This window comes from Enterococcus sp. AZ095a, assembly GCF_050546735.1.
In the GTDB taxonomy this organism is placed as follows: Bacteria; Bacillota; Bacilli; order Lactobacillales; family Enterococcaceae; genus Enterococcus_D; species Enterococcus_D entomosocium.
This window is the reverse complement of record NZ_CP172953.1, coordinates 2,460,262-2,481,445: the sequence shown is the minus strand read 5'-3', so window position 1 is coordinate 2,481,445 and position 21,184 is coordinate 2,460,262. Positions and strand designations below refer to the sequence as shown.

General features: G+C 44.8%; 22 protein-coding genes. 15 read left to right on the top strand and 7 right to left on the bottom strand.

The annotated features are described in order from the left end of the window. Positions 1–6: 6 nt before the first annotated feature. From IGJ26_RS11435 to IGJ26_RS11425, 3 genes are all read left to right on the top strand, one after another. Positions 7–726, top strand: coding sequence for an ATP-binding cassette domain-containing protein (locus IGJ26_RS11435; protein WP_228085286.1), 720 nt, complete (start codon positions 7–9; stop codon positions 724–726). Next, a complete protein-coding gene (locus IGJ26_RS11430) occupies positions 723–1,457 on the top strand; it encodes an ABC transporter permease (protein ID WP_194199666.1) in 735 nt (244 codons plus the stop codon). Before IGJ26_RS11435 ends, IGJ26_RS11430 begins: the two co-directional genes overlap by 4 nt. Before the next feature lie 99 nt (positions 1,458–1,556). Continuing rightward, positions 1,557–2,336, top strand: coding sequence for a sulfite exporter TauE/SafE family protein (locus IGJ26_RS11425; protein WP_194199665.1), 780 nt, complete (start codon positions 1,557–1,559; stop codon positions 2,334–2,336). Between the two features lie 63 nt (positions 2,337–2,399). Here the strand turns inward: IGJ26_RS11425 and IGJ26_RS11420 are convergent, their stop codons facing one another. From IGJ26_RS11420 to IGJ26_RS11405, 4 genes are all read right to left on the bottom strand, one after another. Further along, on the bottom strand, positions 2,400–3,242 hold the full coding sequence (locus tag IGJ26_RS11420; RefSeq protein WP_194188408.1) for a hypothetical protein: 843 nt from the start codon (positions 3,240–3,242) through the stop codon (positions 2,400–2,402). Between the two features lie 175 nt (positions 3,243–3,417). Then, positions 3,418–3,633, bottom strand: coding sequence for a DUF378 domain-containing protein (locus tag IGJ26_RS11415; protein WP_008379021.1), 216 nt, complete (start codon positions 3,631–3,633; stop codon positions 3,418–3,420). 28 nt (positions 3,634–3,661) lie between these two features. Further along, the gene (locus IGJ26_RS11410) at positions 3,662–4,006 is read right to left on the bottom strand and encodes a YrhK family protein (protein WP_005234707.1); all 345 of its coding nucleotides are present in this window, start codon (positions 4,004–4,006) and stop codon (positions 3,662–3,664) included. 19 nt (positions 4,007–4,025) lie between these two features. After that, a complete protein-coding gene (locus IGJ26_RS11405) occupies positions 4,026–5,159 on the bottom strand; it encodes an alcohol dehydrogenase catalytic domain-containing protein (RefSeq protein WP_086299276.1) in 1,134 nt (377 codons plus the stop codon). A 288-nt stretch (positions 5,160–5,447) separates the two neighbouring features. Here IGJ26_RS11405 and IGJ26_RS11400 point away from each other — a divergent pair, with 288 nt between their 5' ends. Next, positions 5,448–5,732: a hypothetical protein gene (locus IGJ26_RS11400; RefSeq protein ID WP_005234711.1), complete on the top strand. Its 285-nt coding sequence runs from the start codon at positions 5,448–5,450 to the stop codon at positions 5,730–5,732. A 70-nt stretch (positions 5,733–5,802) separates the two neighbouring features. Here IGJ26_RS11400 and IGJ26_RS11395 read toward each other — a convergent pair whose 3' ends face one another. Next, positions 5,803–6,306, bottom strand: coding sequence for an isochorismatase family cysteine hydrolase (locus tag IGJ26_RS11395; protein ID WP_139960061.1), 504 nt, complete (start codon positions 6,304–6,306; stop codon positions 5,803–5,805). A gap of 242 nt (positions 6,307–6,548) precedes the next feature. Here IGJ26_RS11395 and IGJ26_RS11390 point away from each other — a divergent pair, with 242 nt between their 5' ends. The 9 genes from IGJ26_RS11390 (at position 6,549) to IGJ26_RS11350 (ending at position 17,797) form a co-directional block, all read left to right on the top strand. Next, positions 6,549–7,865, top strand: coding sequence for an ABC transporter substrate-binding protein (locus IGJ26_RS11390; RefSeq protein WP_008379010.1), 1,317 nt, complete (start codon positions 6,549–6,551; stop codon positions 7,863–7,865). A gap of 132 nt (positions 7,866–7,997) precedes the next feature. Next, positions 7,998–8,909 (top strand): carbohydrate ABC transporter permease, encoded by a 912-nt coding sequence (locus tag IGJ26_RS11385; RefSeq protein ID WP_008379008.1) that lies wholly within the window; start codon positions 7,998–8,000, stop codon positions 8,907–8,909. Further along, entirely contained in the window at positions 8,909–9,769 is an 861-nt protein-coding gene (locus IGJ26_RS11380) for a carbohydrate ABC transporter permease (protein ID WP_005225484.1), read from the top strand. The genes IGJ26_RS11385 and IGJ26_RS11380 overlap by 1 nt, the downstream gene beginning before the upstream one ends. Continuing rightward, the gene (locus tag IGJ26_RS11375; protein WP_194199664.1) at positions 9,766–10,368 is read left to right on the top strand and encodes a hypothetical protein; all 603 of its coding nucleotides are present in this window, start codon (positions 9,766–9,768) and stop codon (positions 10,366–10,368) included. The genes IGJ26_RS11380 and IGJ26_RS11375 overlap by 4 nt, the downstream gene beginning before the upstream one ends. Before the next feature lie 141 nt (positions 10,369–10,509). Continuing rightward, positions 10,510–11,544, top strand: coding sequence for a LacI family DNA-binding transcriptional regulator (locus IGJ26_RS11370; RefSeq protein ID WP_008379003.1), 1,035 nt, complete (start codon positions 10,510–10,512; stop codon positions 11,542–11,544). Positions 11,545–11,644: 100 nt separating this feature from the next. Next, the gene (locus IGJ26_RS11365) at positions 11,645–12,979 is read left to right on the top strand and encodes a PTS sugar transporter subunit IIC (protein WP_015509292.1); all 1,335 of its coding nucleotides are present in this window, start codon (positions 11,645–11,647) and stop codon (positions 12,977–12,979) included. Between the two features lie 53 nt (positions 12,980–13,032). Next, positions 13,033–13,500 carry a hypothetical protein gene (locus tag IGJ26_RS11360; RefSeq protein WP_034878452.1) on the top strand — a complete coding sequence of 156 codons (468 nt, stop codon included), beginning with the start codon at positions 13,033–13,035 and terminating at the stop codon, positions 13,498–13,500. Positions 13,501–13,508: 8 nt separating this feature from the next. Beyond that, on the top strand, positions 13,509–15,746 hold the full coding sequence (locus IGJ26_RS11355) for an alpha-galactosidase (protein ID WP_430599631.1): 2,238 nt from the start codon (positions 13,509–13,511) through the stop codon (positions 15,744–15,746). After that, positions 15,743–17,797 (top strand): beta-galactosidase, encoded by a 2,055-nt coding sequence (locus IGJ26_RS11350; RefSeq protein WP_194199662.1) that lies wholly within the window; start codon positions 15,743–15,745, stop codon positions 17,795–17,797. The genes IGJ26_RS11355 and IGJ26_RS11350 overlap by 4 nt, the downstream gene beginning before the upstream one ends. 74 nt (positions 17,798–17,871) lie before the next feature. Here IGJ26_RS11350 and IGJ26_RS11345 read toward each other — a convergent pair whose 3' ends face one another. Next, the gene (locus tag IGJ26_RS11345; protein ID WP_034872317.1) at positions 17,872–18,708 is read right to left on the bottom strand and encodes an NAD(P)H-hydrate dehydratase; all 837 of its coding nucleotides are present in this window, start codon (positions 18,706–18,708) and stop codon (positions 17,872–17,874) included. A 159-nt stretch (positions 18,709–18,867) separates the two neighbouring features. Here IGJ26_RS11345 and pepV point away from each other — a divergent pair, with 159 nt between their 5' ends. Continuing rightward, positions 18,868–20,292: a dipeptidase PepV gene (gene pepV, locus IGJ26_RS11340; RefSeq protein WP_008378990.1), complete on the top strand. Its 1,425-nt coding sequence runs from the start codon at positions 18,868–18,870 to the stop codon at positions 20,290–20,292. 221 nt (positions 20,293–20,513) lie between these two features. Next, entirely contained in the window at positions 20,514–20,807 is a 294-nt protein-coding gene (locus tag IGJ26_RS11335; protein ID WP_008378988.1) for a hypothetical protein, read from the top strand. A 143-nt stretch (positions 20,808–20,950) separates the two neighbouring features. Here IGJ26_RS11335 and IGJ26_RS11330 read toward each other — a convergent pair whose 3' ends face one another. Further along, positions 20,951–21,157: a hypothetical protein gene (locus IGJ26_RS11330; protein ID WP_008378986.1), complete on the bottom strand. Its 207-nt coding sequence runs from the start codon at positions 21,155–21,157 to the stop codon at positions 20,951–20,953. Between the last annotated feature and the right edge of the window lie 27 nt (positions 21,158–21,184).

The window sequence follows — 21,184 nt, the reverse complement described above, 5'->3', positions numbered from 1 at the left end:
TCTCTGATGAGTATTCGATTCGATTCCGTTTCCTTTACGTATGGGGAAACCGTCATTTTTAAGGATCTTTCGTTTTGTTTTGAACAAGGAACGACCTATGTGCTGCTGGGAGAATCGGGGATTGGCAAAAGCACGCTTTTATCCTTGATCAAAGGGTTGCAGCGACCGCAATCAGGCACGATCACTTACCAAGGCTGTTCCCCTGACAACATCGAGGTCGTTTTCCAAGAACTGCATTTGTTTCCTTGGCAAACAGTTTACCAAGTACTGGAAATGCCGCTGCTTATCAATCAAACACCCAGTGAGAGCCGTAAAAAACGGGTCACAAGCTGTTTGGCGGAGTTGGGATTGACGCAGGTGCAGGACCGCTATCCACATCAGCTTAGCGGCGGTCAAAAACAGCGGACCGCCATGGGGCGGGGACTGATCACACAGCCCGATGTTTTATTATTGGATGAGCCGACTGCTTCGCTGGATCAAGAAACCAAAGCAAACGCCCAAGCCTTGATCGCTGCCCAACAGCAGCGCTGGCAAAACGGCTTGATTGTGGTCACCCACGATCCGGAAGAAGCAGTGTTTTTGGGGCAGACGATTTTGTTACTAAAAGATCAGGGCGTTACGCCGATCAGTAATCCATTTTACGGCAGCCAGCAGGAACGAGACTCATTGGCTTTTTATGAAGTCGTCTTGCAGTTGAAAGAACAAATGAGGGAGGCGAGGCAATGAAACCCATCAAATCTTTTGTTTGGGGCTTCTGTTCGTTTGTCGTGGTTTGGTGGGGTGTAAGCTGGGTGACCAACAATCGCTCGTTGCCTAATCCTTTAGAAACCGCTGAACGTTTTTGGGCATTACGAGAAGTCTTACTGATCCACGCAGGTGCCAGTTTGCTACGGGTGTTTGCGGCGTTGAGTGGGGCGTTGCTGGTCGGGGTGCCGTTAGGAATCTTGATTGGGCGATCCAAAAGAACGGATCGGCTGCTTGGTCCACTGCTTTACTTTTTATATCCGATTCCTAAAGTTGCGTTTTTACCCGTCTTTATGATTTTCTTTGGCTTAGGCAATCTCTCAAAAGTTCTCTTGATTTTTGCGGTAATCGTCATTCAAGTGATCGTCTCGATTCGTGATGCAGTCACAAAGATTCCGTCAGCTTACTTTCAGGTCATGAAAAATTATACCAATCAATGGCGCCATGTCTTGCGCTTCGTTATTTTGCCCGCACTCATGCCCGCACTTTTTGCCAGTGTGCGGGTCAGTATCGGGATTGCGTTGGCTTCCCTCTTTTTTGCCGAAAACTACAACACGACGTATGGTGTCGGCTATCTGATCTTAAGTGCGTGGTCAAAAATGGACTACCCGCAAATGCTTTCCGGAATCCTTCTGATTGCTTTGATGGGCTATCTGCTTTTTGCCAGTATCGATTGGTTGGAAAGAGTGGTTTGCCGTTACCGGCAATCTTAGAAAATGAATGGTTGCTCCATTGTATGATAGTATTTATTGATAAGAAAAAGCGATCGAGCAAGAAAAACGAAGTTGATCGCAATACTAAGGAGTGAGCGAGTGATAGGGTTTATCTATTTTATTGTCATTGTTTTGGCGAATGCAGTAGGCGCTGTTTCGGGTATGGGTGGTGGTGTATTGATCAAACCGATTTTCGATTTTATCGGTGCCCATTCTGTTGCTGCGATCTCTTTTTACTCGGCGACAGCGGTCTTCACGATGTCCATCGTTTCGACAGCTAGACAATTAGCCAGTGGACGAAAAATCAATTGGTCGATTGCCTTGTGGATTTCTGGCGGCGCTGTGTTAGGTGGTATCTTAGGAAATGTTGCCTTTGAACGACTATTGCTGGTCTTTCGAGACGACAAGATGGTTCAGCTGATCCAAATCCTTTTGACTGTGCTGACACTATTGTTTGCTTTTTTATATACAAAATATAACTGGCGCGGGTTTGCGTTGGAAAAAGTCGGCTGGTATACAGCTTGCGGCTTGATCCTTGGTTTTTTAGCCAGTTTGCTGGGGATCGGCGGCGGACCCATCAATGTTTCTTTATTGATGCTGCTGTTTGCCATGCCGATCAAAGAGGCGACGATTTATTCCATTTGTACGATTTTTTTCTCACAGCTGGCAAAAATTTTGACGATCGCTTTTTCGACAGGTTTTGGTCTATATGACCTCAAGGTTTTATGGTTTGTCATTCCGGCAGCCATTGTTGGGGGACTCATCGGGGCAAAGGCTAGCAATGTCCTTTCGCCCCAGCGGGTGACACTGGTTTTTCAAACAGTGATCGTTTTGGTTTTGCTGATCAATATTTACAATGGCATGCAACTATTTTTCTAATTCAATCGGCTTGCTTAACTATGAAAAAGCGGCACCTATTCACGGGGATAGGTGCCGCTTGTTTTATTGCCATTCGGATTGATAATTTCCTTTGAGATCATAGACATAATTGATCTCGGTTCGATTACGAATCCCATTTAAACCAACGGTCCAAGTCCATTCACCTTGGAAGCCGTTTAAAATGACGATGCTGACGCCAGGAACATAGTGATCTAGCTGAGCTGCTCGCGCCTCAGAATCCTTGATGATCTTGGGAATGACGCCCCAGTCGATGGCATCAAAGGCAATGGTATCTTCCATCGAAAGCTCGATCGTATCGTCGTCTTTTTTCCATTTGGTCAACAGATTTTCTGGGTAATACCAATACTCGTCTTGTAGGCCTGTGTTTGGATTGATCACTCGCGCAACTGCATAAATGCCGCTTTTTAGCGGGACATTGCGGATGTGAAAACTATAGCTGACCAGTTGCAGCTCTTTGTCCTTGAATGAAGATTGATTTGGCAGCGCCGCCATAATTTCTTTGGCACTGGTTTCTTCTCGAAAGAGTTGGCGGTCTACAGGTAAAAAGGTGGAAACTACGCCAATACAAAAGAGAATCGCTGGTAGCAAGAGCAATGAGAATAACCAGTAAAATGGCGATTTTTTGTGTTTTTTGAGGCCGATGATCAGACCGATCAAAAAGACCAGCAGGATCCCTGCTACCCAATAGTAGGGGAACAAACGAATGATCTGATGCCTGGTTTCAACGACTTGGTATTCATTCAGACCAAACCAGTTTTCCGCGATGGTGAGGTTATTTAAAACAATAATTCCGCCAATAATACTTAGAATAAATAAGAAAATCAATAGCAAAAGCATCCGACCAAGTATCCGACGTATCAGCGAGGGTCTAGTAGGTGGGGTCATGAGTCACGTCCTTTTTATATTTTCGAAAATAGTAGGTTAAATACAAGAGTAGTACAACTGGTGTTTTTTTTCAATGATTGTAGACAAAAAAACTACATCCACAGATGCGACCTCAAAAAGTTAGACCAAAAATCTAACTTTTTTGGGGTTAGCACACCGCAGATGCAGGTTTTATTTAGTCGAGTGTTTGTTGGCGGGCGATAGCTGGAAAGAATTTTAGGCTATACAATGCGCTGATCCCAACTAGAATATAAATGACGCGGGCAATGATTGACGTGCTGCCGCCGGTGATCGCTGCGACAAGGTCAAACTCGAAGGCGCCGACCAGCAGCCAATTGATCCCACCGATGATCAATAGTGTCAGTGCGATCCCATCAAATGTTTTTAACATAGGAAACTCCTCTCTAGTTGTCGCCCCATCAACGTTCATCGTCGGTGATGGTGACATCTTTTTCTTTCTCACCTTCTTGATTGCGATCATTATAGATATAGACATGGCGAACGATTTTAATCAGCGGACGAATGGTCAAAAAGACACCGCCGATCAAATAGGCGATCGTTCCGTAAATCGCAGGCAAGCTAGTTAATGAAACGATACTCCCGAAAATATAAAACAAGCCCGTCAAAATATCATTCGTAAGTGAGATCAACATGTAGCGATTTTGAAAGTAGATGCGAAAGCGACTTGCCTTGATGATCACATCTTCTTCTTTTCCCGGATCGAATTGATGTTCACTCCGTTTGATTTTTGGCATAGGTGCCATCACTGCTCCTTTGTTTGTGCTAAGGTTTCAAGACAACTTTGATGTTCTTGTCTTCTTTTTTGTCAAAAATCTCATACGCTTTGGCAGCATCTGCTAAAGGCATCGTGTGGGTGATGATCTGTGACGGGTCAAACAAACCGTCCGCGATCATATCATAAATTTTTGGCATCAAATGGATCACAGGTGCTTGCCCGTGTTTGACATCAATATTGCGCATAAAGAATTCTTGCAATGGATATGAAGAAGCAGGTGTCATGTAAACGCCAGTGATTTGGACGGTACCAAATTTTTTGACTGCCTTTGCGGCCATCTGGATCGGTGAGATTGTTCCACTTTGCAAGCTGACTAGATTTTTGGCTTTTTCTTTGACGGGTTCTAAACCATCCATCCCAACACAGTCGATGATCACATCAGCGCCACCTTTGGTCAGTTCATACAATTCATCGGCACTAGTAGCCAGATCATCCAATTGGAATGTTTCGACTTGATTGTAGCTGCTGGCTTTTTCTAAGCGATGAGCAACAGGGTCCACGGCAATCACCCGCTTAGCGCCTGCCATCACAGCAAATTTTTGCGCAAACAAGCCAACTGGTCCTGAGCCTAAGACGATCACGGTATCATCTTTTTTGACGCCGGCATTTTGGACGCTCCAATATGCTGTAGGTAAGATGTCAGATAAAAACAATACTTTTTCATCAGGGATCGTTGATTCAGGTACGATAAACGAGGTGAAATCTGCGAACGGTACGCGCAAGAATTCGGCTTGACCGCCCCAGTGGTTGCCGTTCATTTTTCCAAAACCGAATAAGCCGCCATACAATGTATCTTCTGAAGAATTGTCGCATTGACTTTCCATCTCATTTTGACAAAAGTGGCAGTGACCGCAACCGATATTGAAAGGGATGACGACGCGGTCGCCTTTTTTTAGTTTCTGTATTTGACTGCCGACTTCTTCGACAATACCCATTGGTTCGTGACCAACGACATAGCCTTCTTCCAAAACCGAGCCGCCATGGTGGTAAAGGTGGAGATCAGAGCCGCAGATTGCAGTTGCGGTGATTCGGATGATCGCATCCGTCGGTTCTAAAATCGTTGGATCTTCTACACGGCGAACGTCCATTTTTTGATTTCCTTGCCAGGTTACTGCTTGCATCATTTTTCCTCCTTGTTTGTTCAGATAAGTTCGGACAATCACTAATTTTTCCAACAACATGTTTTTACTTTTCAGTAACAGATAAGTTAATTCTGCAAGGATTTTAACGATTTGACAACGAAAACGCTCAAAACGGTTGATTAGGATTTTTCTTCATCAATGGTTTAAAAAAAGAAAAACAGATGATTTGCTAAAAAAGTGAAAGCGTGACACTATTAAAGTGAAGCATGCATGTGTTACGAGTATCTACTGGAACCTGCATCAACCAGTGACAAGAAATGAGGAGGGATGATCATGGATCTAACGATTCGAGGAAAAGCTTCCTGCACCAATTGCAATGAAAACTTTGATGGGAAGCTAGTCGTTCATTTACAAGAAGACAGCGAGGGGCAATTAACCATGGTACCACCGTTGGAAACGAATGAATTGGCAGAAGATGAAATCGCTATTCATTATACTTACGGGGAAGTGAAGGAAGCCATCGAAGGAACCTTCGTATGTCCAAACTGTCAGACAGAAAATGAGGTTCGGATTGAAATTCCGACCGAGCTATTAGATGGCTCAATGAATTGAATGAATAATTAAATTGAAAAAGCTCCCTGTTCCTTGAACAGGGAGCTTTCGTTATTTATTGGTCATTGGTTTATTTTGTTCCATCAATGATTTGGACATTGAAGTCTCGTAAGATGTCGAGTCCTTGCGACTCGTGATTTTTACCGGCGACTAATGTTTTATTGATGGTGAAATCAGCGTCAGGAAAGGCGCTTTGGATCTCGATCGTATTGGAAAGGACACAGATGTTGGTTTCAACACCGGTGATTTCGATTTTCTTTTTTTCCTCGGGTTCAAATAGATTTTTCTTGATGTCGATCAAGACTTCAGGTGGAATACTGTAATAGTATTTCTTGACGACTTTTTCATTTTCGAGAGGCTTAAGTTCTGGGATAAGCTGCAGGGCAGCGGCTTCTTCATCAGGCGTTCCTTTGACTTCGATTGGGATGTCGCGGGTGTGTAAGATGTACTCCCCATTCGCCCGCGCTTGTTCTAGGCGCTTCGCGATTCGTTTGACGAGAGCGGCGCTATCTGGCACATACGCTTCGTTCGCTTCATCGAGAATTTGGTTTTGCATATCGACAATGACTAGCATGTGGTTACTCCCTTTCTATAAACATCGTTTTTCAAATGATCTAACGAGAGGTTGAAAAATAGGTGCTATTTCTATGATGCCCCACTTTTTTTAAATTTTCAAAGAAAACGCTCTTCTTATCGTGAAACGGTAAAAATGTTATTTTTTTATTCGAATAACGATGCTTTTTGTTTGCTGAAAAGAAGAAGTAGTGATAGCTTTTAAATAGTACATTAAAAATAAATGAAAGTAGGTTAGGTTAAATGAGAAAGTTATTTTATATGGGGACTTTGCTTTTTTCAGTTGGTGTACTGGCGGCAGGATGTGGCAATAGTGAAACCGCTGATTCCTCGGGGAATGAGTCAGCAGATGGCAAAACGACGTTGGATTTTTGGTCCTTCTGGGGGTCTGGTGCAAGACAAGAAGTAATTGAAGAAATTATTGATGATTTTAATGCGTCACAAGATAAAATCGAGGTCAAATACAGCTACCAGCCTTGGGGCGATATTTGGACAAAATCACTGTCGTCGATCACTGCTGGTAATCCGCCTGATGTTATTGTACAAGATATTAATTCTGTTGCTCAGCGGGCAGAAGCGCAGCAAGCAACAAATTTAAGCGAGTATATCGAAGAAGGCTTTTCTGATGAATTTTATCCGCAATTATGGGATACGGTGGAGTATGAAGGGGATGCGTATGCTGTTCCTTTCAATACAGATACGCAAGTGATTTTCTACAACAAGACACTCTTTAAAGAGGCAGGTATCAGTGAAGAGCAACTGCCCCAAACGTGGGAGGAGTTAGAAACAGTTGCTCGTAAATTAGATGTCAAAAACGGTGATGACTTTGAGCGGATCGGTTTTTACCCATTGTGGAATTTAGGCGCCGATGTGTGGGCCTTGAATGCCGACGATGGCGTCAGCTGGTTTGACAAGGATGAGAACGTCAAAATCGATACAGACAACAAAGTGGAAGCGTTGGAATGGATCTTAGACTGGCAAGAGTATTATGGTCAAGATACCATCAATCGGTTAGAAGCTGAATTTGGTTCAGGTGTTGCCGATCCATTCATTTCTGGATTAGTGGCGATGCGTGCGCAAAACATCAACTACTACTCAAGTTTAGCGGAAAATGCACCGGATGACTTTGAATTTGGGGTCATTCAAATTCCTGAAAAAGAAAGTGGTTCTGGTCACTGGTCATGGGGTGGCGGGTTCGTCTTAGAAGTGCCATACGGAGCCAAAGATCCTGAAGCGTCCTATGAGTTTATCAAATACTTGTCGACACCAGAAGTTCAAGAGAAATTTGGTGAGAAAAGCTTTGATATCATGGCGAATCGAACAGCCAACGAAAACTTGGTCAACAACGACAATCTAGATGAAAACGGCCAAATGATCTACCAAATGGCAGATGAAAACTTTGCCAATACGGTGATCACACCTGTACCATTGACAGCGCCTGATTTCAGCAGTCTTGTCAATGAACAGATCGACCAAATCATGCTGGGCAGCAAAACACCGGCTGAAGGGTTGGCAGATGCGCAAAAAGCGGTCGAAGATCTCGTTGAGCAAAACAAATAAATTTCAAAACGAGCGTTTTTAAAAAAGAAGGAAAGTCCAGTCGGTTAGCGGACTGGGCTTTGCTTTCTGCTTTGCGAAGCGGACGTGTTTTCTTGAATAAACAATGAGTAAAAATAGAATGGAGTGGAAGGAATGCCAAAGAAGCGTTCAAAAAGTAAACGGCAAGAAGCTCTTTGGGGCTACTTCTTCGTAGCACCATTTTTGCTTGGGTTCGTGATCTTTATGTTAGGGCCCATGCTGTTTTCCTTCGTAGGAAGCTTTACCGATTACAATCTGACTTCAAAAATGAATTTTATCGGCTTTAAGAACTTTACCCGCATGTTCACGCAAGATACCCTGTTTTGGAAATCTCTTTATAACACGGCGTATTTTGTACTCTTCAATGTTCCCTTAACAACGTTATTCAGTGTTTTTCTAGCCACTTTACTGAATCAAAAAATCCGCGGAATCAGTTTTTTCCGAACGACCTTTTACTTACCAGCGATCCTTTCAGGGGTTGCCGTCTACGTCTTATGGATGCAATTATTATCTCCTTCCGCAGGATTGATCAATACCTTCTTGAGCTGGTTCAATATCAAAGGTCCGGCATGGCTGTTTGATCCAGAATGGACGAAACCAGCGTTGATTTTGATGAAGATTTGGAGTTCAGGGGGCGCGATGCTCTTGTATCTAGCTACTTTGCAAAATATTTCGCCGACGCTGTACGAATCGGCTGAGATCGATGGGGCGGGAGTCTGGGCGAAATTCAAAAATATTACGATCCCTTTGATCACGCCAATCATCTTCTATGATGTGATTACTTCAACGATCGGTTCTTTTCAAATTTTCCAAGAAGCATACGTGATGACCAAAAATGGTACCGGCGGTCCGGCGAATTCGCTGCTCTTCTATAATTTGCATATGTGGAACAAAGCCTTCGTCGCCTTTGATATGGGCTATGCGATGGCCATGTCGATGATCTTGTTCTTGATCGTCTTAGTCTTGACCTTTATCAATCTCAAGCTGGCACCACGCTGGGTTCACTATACCGGAGGTGGCAGCTAATGGAAATGACGACAAAAACGCGAAGCAAATCAAGCCAACAGCGAGTCAAGAAAATCATCAGCTATGTGGTGATGTCGATCATCGGGATCGTGCTGCTGATTCCGTTGCTGTGGATGGTCTTTACGTCATTGAAACCGATGGAGGAGATCGTGCGTTACCCGCCGACCTTTTTCCCAGAAGAAATCAATCTTGGAAATTATTTGGAGACCATCAACGCCTTTCCTTTTTGGCAGTATGCAAAAAACACCTTATTCATTACTGTCTTAGTAGTCTTCGGGAATGTCTTATCAAATTCCTTCATTGCCTACGGGTTTGCAAAATTAGCTTTTCCGGGAAAAAATCTGATCTTTGCCCTCGTCTTATCTACGATGATGATTCCTGGCTTTGTGACGATGATCCCGCAGTATGTCTTGTTTTCCAAAATCGGCTGGGTCGGCACCTATCTGCCGCTGATCGTTCCAGCGTTTTTCGGGAACGCCTTTAACATTTTCTTGATGCGGCAGTTTTACTTGTCTGTCAACAATGAATTGATCGAAGCCGCTAAGATCGATGGCGCCAATCATCTTTATATTTGGAGCCATCTAATGATCCCATTGACGAAACCCGCACTGATCACGATTGCCATCAACTCCTTCAATGGGGCGTGGAATGATTTCTTAGGACCATTACTGTATATTCAAAATCAAGAAAAGTACACGCTGCAGATTGGTCTGCAAGTCTTCCAAAACCAATCAACGACCCAATGGAACTACTTGATGGCAGGAGCAACGCTTGTGCTATTGCCGACGATCTTGCTGTTCTTCCTCGCACAACGCTACTTTATTGAAGGAATGGATCTGACGGGAGGTTCCAAAGGATGAGAACAAAAGTCACGCCGCAACGCTTGAACCAAGGGCTGCTGACTGGCATCAATTGGCTCCCGCATTTGCTGGTTTTACAAGGCATGTGGCTGTTGTATTCCTTGCCTTTGATTACCAGTACCACTGCTAGTCGAGCATTGATCGGGACTTTGGTGGAACTGCGGAACGATGGCTTGGAAGCAAGTAGCAAAGCTCGTTTTCAGCAGGTGTTTCATCAACAGTGGGCAACGAGAAAAGGGCAAGATCGTTTGCTCAGTCTATTCTTCCTGCTGCTTTTGGCGGACAGCTTTATCTTTAGCCGTTTGCAGCACCCGCTGTTTCAGATCGCTAGTTACGCGTTAGCGTTCACCTTTGGCTTGTTTTGCTTGGTCTTACTTTATCAAACGAGGCTGCTTCACACCTATCCGCAGCAGCCCAGCTCATTGTTTTATAGTTTTTATCAGTTTGCTCGTTCACCCAAACGAGTACTGGCGCATCTTTTAGCAACAGTGACGCTTGTCTTGACCTTTTTGCTGTTTGGTCCAGTCTACTTATTGGTCTTAGGAATCAGCACCTTGTATTTAGTCAATGTCTTGCTCTGTGACCAAGCGCTCCAATAGAAAACAAACGGGTATCCCGAAACTTCCTTAGTGAAAAGCTAAGGAGTTTCGGTTTTTTTGTGAAAAGAAGGTTGACAGGGTCAAAAATTATGCCTATGCTGAATGTAAATTTAGTAAACAGTAAACAGATGAGGTGCAGCTATGGCAAGTATGAGAGATATCGCGAAATTAGCCGGGGTGTCGGTAGCAAGTGTTTCTAGAATCCTTAACAATGATGAAACCTTCAGTATCAATGAACACACGCGTCAACGAGTCATTGAGATCGCCAACCAAATGAATTATTCAAAAGAAAAAAATCAACCCCATTCCCGTGAAGTCGGCGACCAAAACACGATTGCCATCATTACCCGCCACGATCGAGAGTCGGAAAGAAACGATCCGTATTTTATGATGATCCGCAATGGGATCGAAAAAGAAGCGGCGAAGTGGCGCTTAAAAACGATTCGGGCCTTTTCCATGCGGGAGCCTCAAAAAGATTTGGCACAATTGGCGAAGTATGGCGCAGTCATTATTATTGGAGAGATGACCAGCGATGCTTTGGCAGAGATCAGTCAGCAAAATGCCAATATTATCCTGGTGGATAATTATAGTGAAGCACCCAGCTACGATTGCATCCAAACCGATTTTGCCCAAAAGACTCACCAGATCCTCACGTTGTTAAAAGAGAAGGGCCATGAGAATATTGCCTTTGTGGGCGGTGTTGCCAGCCGAGTGACGATTTCTGGCGAAGTCGTTTACGATGAACAAGAGATTCGAGCAGAAAACTACCGCCAATGGATGCTGCTCAATAAATTGGAAAAGTTCACAACCGTGCTGCAGGGGAAATGGTCACCAGAGACTGGTTTGCATTTTGGTCAGCAGATCGCGCAAATGAATCCTCGCCCCACAGCGATCGTCGTTGCCAGCGATCCTATGGCTGTCGGGGTTTACAAGGCACTCACTGAAGCGGGGCTATCGATTCCTAAAGATGTGTCAGTCGTTAGTTTTGATGATATCGAAATGGCGCAATTTATGACGCCCGCACTGTCTTCCGTCAAGATGAAAGCTGAAGAGATGGGGCAGATGAGTGTCGAATTAGCGAAAAATAAAATCCTTGGGGTGCGGACGATGCCGGTTCGCGTCGTTTGTGGCAGTGAATTGATCATTAGAGAATCGATTGCCGAAAAAGATCAGTGACGTCTGATCTTTTTTTATTTTAGGGGTTGTGTAAACATTAACTAAACAACTATACTGATTGTAGTAAACGTTTACAGTTAAAAATAAAGGAGAAAACGAAATGAAGTTTATTGATAAATTAGCCGAAAAGATGGTGCCTTTTGCTCAGATCATTGCCAACAACAAATACTTGTTAAGTCTGCGTGATGGGTTTATGGTCGCTTTTCCTGCGACAATGTTTGCGTCAATTATGATTATTATTCAAAATCTGCCTGCTACTTTCGGACTCTCGGAAAAACTTCCAGAGGGATTCATCACGTTTCTAAACGACTTTTTTGGTCCTATCGGAAATGCAACCATGAGTATCACCGCTATTTTCGTTGTTTTTGGGATCGGCTATCAGTTGGCTGGCAAGTATGGACAAGCCAAATTATTTGCGGGTGCCATCTCACTGTCTTCGTTTTTGATGCTGCTGCCTTTTGGCTCATCCGAAGAGTTAGGTACAGTGATCCCCTTGTCGAAATTAGGGGCTGAGGGAATGTTTGTTGGAATCATCACGGCCATTATCGCTACGCAGATCTATTGCAAAATCAGTGCGGCTGGGCTGACGATCAAAATGCCAGATTCGGTTCCGCCAATGATCGCAGAATCATTTGTCGCCATCATTCCTGGTGCGGCACCGTTGTTCCTTTTCAATTTGATCCGCTACTTGTTCACCTTTACTTCATGGGGCAATGCCGTTGATTTCGTTTATGAGATTTTGCAAAAACCATTGATGGGCTTAGGCGGTACGTTGCCAGCAGTACTGATCGCCGTCTTGTTCACCCAATTCTTCTGGTGGTTTGGGATTCACGGGACACTAGTGGTCAATGCGGTGATCGATCCAATCATGAATGCGTTAGCGATTGAAAACTATGAAGCTTACAAAGCAGGGGCTGAACAATTGCCCCATATCATTAACACTACGTTTATGGGCGTGTTCGTCAATCAAGGAATGCAGCTGGGGATCTCGATTACAATGGCCTTCTTTATCGCTCGTTCGATTCGGATGAAAAAATTAATGAAGACGGTGATTGCGCCATCTGTTTTCAACGTATCTGAACCGATGACCTTTGGTTTGCCGATCGTCCTGAACCCGATCGCTTTTGTCCCATGGATCTTAGCGCCATTAGCCAGTACGACGATCTCTTACTTTGCGATTGCCGCAGGTTTGGTTCCGCGGCCAATCGGAGCAACGGTTGTTTGGACGACCCCGGTCTTCTTATCTGGTTGGTTAGGCACGGGTTCTGTTGCCGGCGCAATCTTACAGTTAGTGACGGTTGCCGTAATGACCTTGATCTGGGTGCCATTCTTGATCGTAATGGATCGCGGCTACTTGAAAGAAGAAAAAGCGGAAGCGGCATTAAATGAACAAGCGACATCTGAGACGATCAATCAAAGGGTAGAAGAAAGATAAGCCCAGAAACGTAAAGGAATGCAATAAGCGCATCCTTTAGAAAGGAATTTGTGATGAGAACCGATACATTGTCTTGCAGTTATCAAATGAATACCACACCTACGGACTTTTCCCGTGTGTTATTGGCGGAACAAGAGAAATTCTTTCTAGCCAAACAAGCCCAAGAACCGTTCGGGGAAGGCTGCCGTATTGAAACGATGATTCAAACCAAAACCGCTCCGCGGTTGGTACCTGCCGTTATGACGGTCAAAAAAATTGCCGCGGATGAGCTGTGGCTTCGTACGACCCATGAAGAAGGAGCGATCGATCAACGGTACAGTTTTGCTCCAGGACGAAAAGGGAAGCTGCAAGTCACGTATTCGGAACAAAGCCGTTTTGAGCAGCAGAAAACAACCTACAGTTTTATGCTGGCGGCGCTGTTTTACAAATTCTTTTTCAATCGTGGCGTCAAAAAACGCTTGCGTTATCTTGAAGCAGCTTGTCAACGAGCAGGGACAAATGAAAAAAATGGGGAAAATTGAGGATAGCAATGATAGAAATAAAGAACGAACAACTCTTTCACTTATACAATGAAAAAATCAGTTATATCATAAATGTGTTACCAAATCAGCAACTGGGTCATGTCTATTTTGGGCCATCTCTAGGCACACTGGCGCCGTTTGATCAAGCGTACCTTGATAAAAAAGAGAATAAATCGGCAGGAACCGTCAAATTTTTTGAAGCAGACAATCTTTTTACCTTGGCAGACCGTTTTCAAGAATTGCCAACGTATGGGACTTCTGATTTTCGAGAAGGGGTAGTGTCGGTTTTTGAGGAAGAAACCCCACTTTATGTTGATTTTAAACTTGTGGCTTTTCACTGTTTTGAGGGCAAAGAACGAAAGCTGGCGCAACCAGCCAGCTTCGCGGCTGCCGATGAAAGCCAAAGCATCGTCTTTGAATTAGTAGATCAAGAGCGACAGCTGGAACTGGCGATCACCTATACGATCTTCAAAGGATCAGGAACCATCACGAGGCAGCAGACACTGACCAATACGGGAAGCAAGCCTAGAACCATCCAGCGCTTTTTGAGTGGTGTCTTGGAGCTGAAAAATCGCGATTTTGAACTGCTGCATCTTTCAGGCGCATGGCTGAAAGAACGGCATATCAAGACGGTCCCTTTGACCCAAGGGACGATCAGTGTTGGCTCGTTAAAAGGAGCGTCTGGTCATCAGCACAATCCTTTTGTCGCCTTAAAAGAACAGCAAGCCACCAATGACACTGGTCACGTCTACGGTGCCAACCTGATTTATTCTGGTAACTTTTTGGCGCAAGCAGAAATGGATGAATGGGACAACGTTCGATTGATGTTGGGGATACATCCTGAACATTTCAGCTGGCAGCTTTCACAAGGAGAAACCTTTGAAGCGCCGGAATGTCTCTTCACCTTCACCGCTGCTGGCCTGAATGGTTTGAGTCAAGAATCCGCCCAATTTATCGAAAAGCATGTGATTGCCCCTTATTGGCAAAAGCGGCAGCGGCCGATCGTCTTTAATAACTGGGAAGCGACTTATTTTGATTTTAATGAAGAGAAGCTGTTGACCTTAGCCCAAGAAAGCAAGGCGTTAGGGATGGAGTGCTTTGTGCTGGATGATGGTTGGTTTGGAAAACGTAACAACGACCGCAGTTCATTAGGCGATTGGGTGGCGGACCCTGCCAAATTTCCAAAAGGAATCGGCTCTTTTGCTGAGAAAATTCATGCCATGCAGCTGCAGCTGGGGATTTGGTTTGAACCGGAAATGGTTTCGCCAGATAGTCAGTTGTACCAAGAGCATCCTGAGTGGGTAGTCAAGCATCCTTATGAGCGGATCTCTGTGGGGCGCGGGCAATACGTGTTGGATTTTGCCAATCCAGCAGTGGTCGAGGCAATTTTCGAAGCGATGCAAAAAGTGATCCTTGAAACCAAGCTGGATTACATCAAATGGGATATGAACCGCAATATCACGGAAGCTTACTCTCCTTACTTAGCGGAACAGGGAATTTCTCAGACGGAGTTTTATCATCGTTATATTTTAGGCCTTTATCGCTTATATGAAAAAATCTTAGCGGCGTTTCCGACCCTTTTGATTGAAGGCTGTGCTGGCGGCGGGGGCAGATACGATTTGGGGATCTTGTTTTACAGTCCGCAGATTTGGCCTAGTGATGATAGTGATGCAGTGGAACGTTTAGCCATCCAAAGCGGAACGTTGCTAGGGTATCCGTTGTCCTCCTTCAGCAATCACGTGTCGGCGGTACCAAACCACCAAGTCGGCCGGGCAACTTCTTTAGCCTTTCGGCAAACTGTCGCAATGTTTGGGCCATTGGGGTATGAACTCGATCTCTTTCACTTGTCTGAAGCTGAAAAGCAGGCGATCAAATCCCAAATCGTTTTTTATAAAAAGCAGCGGCAATTGCTGACCTTTGGTACTTTTTATCAGCTGCAGCAGTTGGAACATGCCAATGAAAAAACTTGGGCGGTGTATGATCCGCAAAATGAAGAAGCATTGGTTGCTTTCTTTCGCGTGTTGGCACAAGCCAATCCGACGGCGGAAGACTTTTTGCCCGCAGCCTTTCTCGATGGCCAACAGGTGTATCAGGTCAATGGCGAACCCGTCTCTGGTCAGCTGTTAAGGCAATTAGGGTTGCGTAAACCCTATCAGTTTAATGCCGTCAACCATGGAACGGCGCAAGTCACTGGCGATTTTCAATCATTTGTCTACCATTTACATGCCAAAAAAGGAGCAGAATGATGAGCAATCAATTTTTTGATCAGCAGTTTATGCATGGCGGGGATTACAACCCCGATCAATGGCTGGCTTATCCAGAAATCTTGCAAAAGGATCTTGCTTATATGCAGCAAGCCCATGTCAACACCGTCACATTAGGGGTGTTTGCTTGGAGTGCCTTAGAGCCGCAAGAAGGCGTTTATCAGTTTGACTGGTTGGATCGTGTGTTTGATCAGATCCATGGCATCGGCGGCAAAGTCATTTTAGCCACTCCTAGCGGTGGGCGTCCGCAATGGTTGAGCCAAAAGTATCCCGAAGTCAATCGGACCAACGCCCAAGGGCAAAAACATACCCATGGGTTTCGCCACAATCATTGTTACTCTTCACCGATCTATCGGGAAAAGGTAACGCAAATCAATCAGCAGTTGGCAAAACGTTACGGCAAGCATCCGGCATTAGCCATGTGGCATATCTCCAATGAGTACTCTGGGGAATGCTTTTGCTCCTATTGTCAAGAAAACTGGCGCAGTTGGCTGCAAAAGAAATATGGTGATTTAGCCACGTTGAATCATGCCTGGTGGACTTCTTTTTGGAGTGGTACGTACTCCGATTGGTCGCAGGTTTTACCGCCTTCGCCTCTAGGAGAACACAAAGTGCATGGCATGGATCTTGATTGGAAACGATTTGTTACAGATAGGACGATCGATTTTTATTTGCATGAATGTACGCCGATTCGCCAACTGACACCGGACATTCCTGTGACGACGAATTTTATGGCGGAAGGACATGCTACCCAAGACTTTATTCCTTTGGAAGGCATTGACTACAGCAAGTTTGCTCGTCATGTGGACATCGTTAGCTGGGATAGTTACCCTGATTGGAACAACAACTTTGAATCTTTGGCAGCGACAGCAATGAAATCTGCCTATGTGCATGACCAGTACTGGTCTTTGAAGAAACAGCCCTTTTTAGTGATGGAATGCACGCCGAGTTTTGTTAACTGGCATTCCTTCAATAAAGCGAAAAAGCCTGGTGTCCATCAGTTGAGTGCCATGCAGCAGATCGCTCACGGCTCAGATAGTACCTTGTATTTTCAATGGCGCCAATCCCGCGGCAATTCAGAAAAATTCCATGGGGCAGTCGTGGGACATGATGATTCCACGGAGAATCGGGTCTTCAAAGAAGTTGCGGCTTACGGCAAGCGCTTGGAAAAAATCAAAGAGATTCAAGGAACCACAAGAAAAAAAGCAGTGGCGATCCTTTTTGACTGGGAAAGCAACTGGGCATTGAAGCGAGGAGGCGGGTTTGGTCGACCAACCAGACGGTATCCGCAAACGTTGCAGGAGCATTATCGTTATTTCTGGGAACAAGACATCGCTGTCGATATTTTGACGCCAGAGCAAGATTTTTCTGACTATCGGTTGGTGATCGCTCCGATGCTTTACTTGATGACCTCGGAGACGATGGCAAAACTTTGCCAGTACACGGAAGCTGGTGGTACCTTGATTTCCAGTTACTTTAGCGGCATGGTCAATGAAACCGACCTGTTGTATCTGGGGGGCTTGCCACAGCCGTTGCGAGGGTTATTAGGCATCAACGTGCTGGAGCTGGAAACTCTTTTTGACACTGAACACAATCAAGTGGTTTTTCAAGGACAGCCCTTTGAAACACGGGACTATTCTGCAATCATCGAAGCCGAAACAGCGGAGGTACTAGGGGTGTATCAAGCGGATTTTTACCAAGGAACACCTGCGATCACCAAACATACCTTTGGTGCAGGCACCGCCTACTATCTGGCGGCTCGCACCAACTATGACTTTTTCGAACAGTTTTATGCCTCTTTGGTCCGTGAGCTGTCCTTGGCAGAGGAAAGGATCGCGCATGCCAATCCTGCAGTCTCGATCCAAGGCAGGATCAGTCCAGAACGAACGTACTTTTTCATCATGAATTTTTCTGAGAAAGAGCAGACACTACACTTGATCAAAGAAGTCGTTGATTTAGAGACCAATCAAGCAGTCCCTCAAACAGCAACCTTGGCGCCGTATGAAGTGCGAGTGGTTTATTTTAACAATTAGCTGACCATTGGAAAAAACGTCCCTTTCGACAAATGCAGAAAGGGACGTTTTTTTGATGAATGGTTTATCAGAAATCATTCTGGATCGGCTGCTTGGTGCTTTTTCATCCATTGAGGCAATGCGGCACTGATTTGTGTCGGCAACACGACATAGTGCTCTTCTGCCAATGCTTCGCCAATCAGGCTATGGAGATAGACAGCCGCGTGGATCGTTTCCTCTGTTTTTTCAAACTGTGCCAAAAAGCTGGTAATCATGCCTGCCAGCGTATCACCCATCCCACCAGTCGCCATTGCGGGTGTTCCGAGGGGATTTTGGGCGATGCTGCTACCGTAAATTTGCGTGCGATGGCTTTTTAAGACCACCAGACTTCCGAGTTTTTGTTGGGCTTGCTGATTGTTTTCTTCGGTCTGGTCGGCAATTGCCAGTCCGCTGAGCCGTTGCCATTCCATCTGATGCGGCGTGAAGACGACTTGTTCAGGAAAGGGGATGATCAGCGGATATTTGGCAGCCAAATTGATCGCCGAACCATCGATCACCAACCATTGGTGTTCTTTTTGGGCAGAAACGATCCGCTGCAGCAGATCAAAATTGCTTTTTCCTTCTCCTAATCCGGGACCAATCAGTAGGACGTCCGCCGATTCGGTGACCGTATCGATCAGTTCTGTTTGCTGCCAATCGACAAACATCGCTTCAGGCAAGCGGGCGTGCAGGGCGGTTCGGTTGACGCCATCGGAGATCACAGTGGTCAAACCAGTTCCCCCATATACACAGGCTTGCGCCGCCATTAAGATCGCCCCACCGAATTGGCGGTTGCCCCCTACTAAAACGGCCCGGCCAAAGGTACCTTTGTGGCTTTTTGTCGGGCGCTGTTGGATCACTTTGGATAAAATCGCAGAATCAAGTTGCACCATGCAATGACTCCTTTCGTTAATCAAAATCGAGTTATATTTATTATACCTGTTTCCTAGAAATTTCATAGAAAAGACCCATGGAAAAAGGCGCAATTTTTTTTCCTTTTTTGGTTTAAGAGTGTTATCATAAATAGCGAGAACAGAAATGGAGGGAACACTATGACAATCGATTGGAAAAAAGAGGTCGAAGCCCGCAAAGACGATTTGCTGAACGACTTGATTGATCTATTGAAAGTGAAAAGTGAAAGAGAAGATGATAAAGTGACTGCGGACGCGCCATTTGGTCCTGGACCTCGTGATGCGTTGCTACACATGCTAGCTTATGGCGAACGTGATGGCTTCACAGTCAAAAACGTCGATAATTACGCTGGTCACATCGAATTTGGTGAAGGAGACGAAACATTAGGGATCTTCGGTCACATGGATGTTGTTCCTGCAGGTGACGGCTGGTCAACCGATCCTTATGATCCAGTCATCAATGACAACAAAATCTATGCTCGTGGTTCTTCTGATGATAAAGGTCCTTCAATGGCCGCCTATTATGGGATGAAAATCATTAAAGAATTGGGCTTGCCATTATCGAAAAAAATCCGTTTTGTCGTTGGTTCTGATGAAGAAAGCGGCTGGGCAGATATGGATTACTACTTTGAGCATGAAGAAAAGCCTGATTTTGGCTTCTCGCCAGATGCCAATTTCCCAATCATCAATGGAGAAAAAGGAAATGTGACATTAGGGATCCATTTCCAAGGCAACAATGAAGGAGACTTCACGCTACAAAGTTTCACTGCTGGCTTGCGAGAAAATATGGTACCAGGAACGGCAACGGCAAGCTTCATTGCTCCATCAACAGAAGAAGCATTAGCGATCGAAAAAGCCTTTTTCGATTACGTTGAAGCCAATCCAGTGACGGGCACAATTGAAACAGAAAATGAACAAGTGACGATCGAATTAGTCGGTAAAGGTGCCCATGGTGCCAGCCCACAATCAGGAATCAATGCGGGAACCTTCTTAGCTGTCTTCTTAGATAACTATGCCTTTGGCGGCGGCGCAAAACAATTCATCCATGCAGCAGCAGCCTATGTCCATGAAGATTTCTACGGTGAAAAATTAGGTGTGGCGTACGAAGACGAAAAAATGGGTAAATTAACTATGAATGCTGGCTTGTTTGCTTTTAAAGCGAACCAAGCAGGAACGCAAGCAGACAACTTTATCGCCTTGAACTTCCGTTATCCTAAAGGTGTAACTGCGGAAGGACTTGAAATCGGTGTGGAACGCACCGTCGGTATGGAAGGGGCCACCGTTACTCGCAATGACCGCAACATGGAACCTCACTACGTGCCAGCAGATGATCCATTGGTAGAAACTTTATTGGCGGTTTATGAAGAACATACCGGCGAAAAAGGCTTTGAACAAATCATCGGCGGCGGCACATACGGCCGTCTATTGAAACGCGGCGTTGCCTATGGCGCAATGTTCCCAGGCTATGTTGACACCATGCACCAAGCCAATGAATTCATGAGCTTGGATGACCTATTCAACGCAGCGGTGATCTATGCAGATGCTATCTACCGTTTGGCGAAATAAAGAGACATTGATACCGTCTATTCTTTTTTTAGCTGAGTCGATTTATTAATACTTAGATGAATAGAGGTAATAAAGGAATAGCAGTACGACTGATTGTTTCAATCATTGTCATACTGCTATTTTATTACTTTGGGAAATAAATATTTTATTTTCGTTGGGTTATTTTATTATTGACATCAAATCATCCGAATGATTTACTTTTTGTAAGGAGTTGAAAAGTGATGCCTGATTTGGTGAAATTTATTTTGGTCATTCTGGCGATTTGGGTGGTTTATCAAGTATTTACGACGGTTTTATTTACCCTTTCTCAAAAAGCAGTTGCCAAACAAATCAAAAGCGGGAAGATGTCTGATCAGCAGTTGGCGAATTTGTACCACGCTGTAGCACGAGCAAATCAAGGAAGCAATTTCCAAGCGATTTTCTCTTATGGGCTCTTTTACCGCAGTCATGCAAAGCAAAGTGATGCGGTTTATGAACTGTATCGCGCGGAAATGGCGAAAAGAAATCTGCTGTAACCAACTGTGAAGCAACTGTTTTCGAGAAAATTGCTCGAAGTAGCAAAAAAGCCCAGGTCCTGTACAACAAGTGCAGAACCTAGGCTTTTTTTGTATTTACTGGGCAGCAAGCTGTGACAGATAAACACAGCTCTTTGCTTCAGCTATTTCTTGTCTTTGTTGCTTTTTTGATCCATACCGGCACCGATCGCTACACCTAGTGCGATGCCTAAACCCATGCCTAATGCCAGGTTGTCAAAAAACAGCATCCCAAATGCAGCACCTAAGGCCATTCCGACACCGATCCCCAATCCCATATTGTTAGAAGCGGCTTCTTTTTCTTCAGACGTTTGCGGCGGTTTTTTCGTCATTGTGAAAAACCCCTTTCTTTTTAGTAT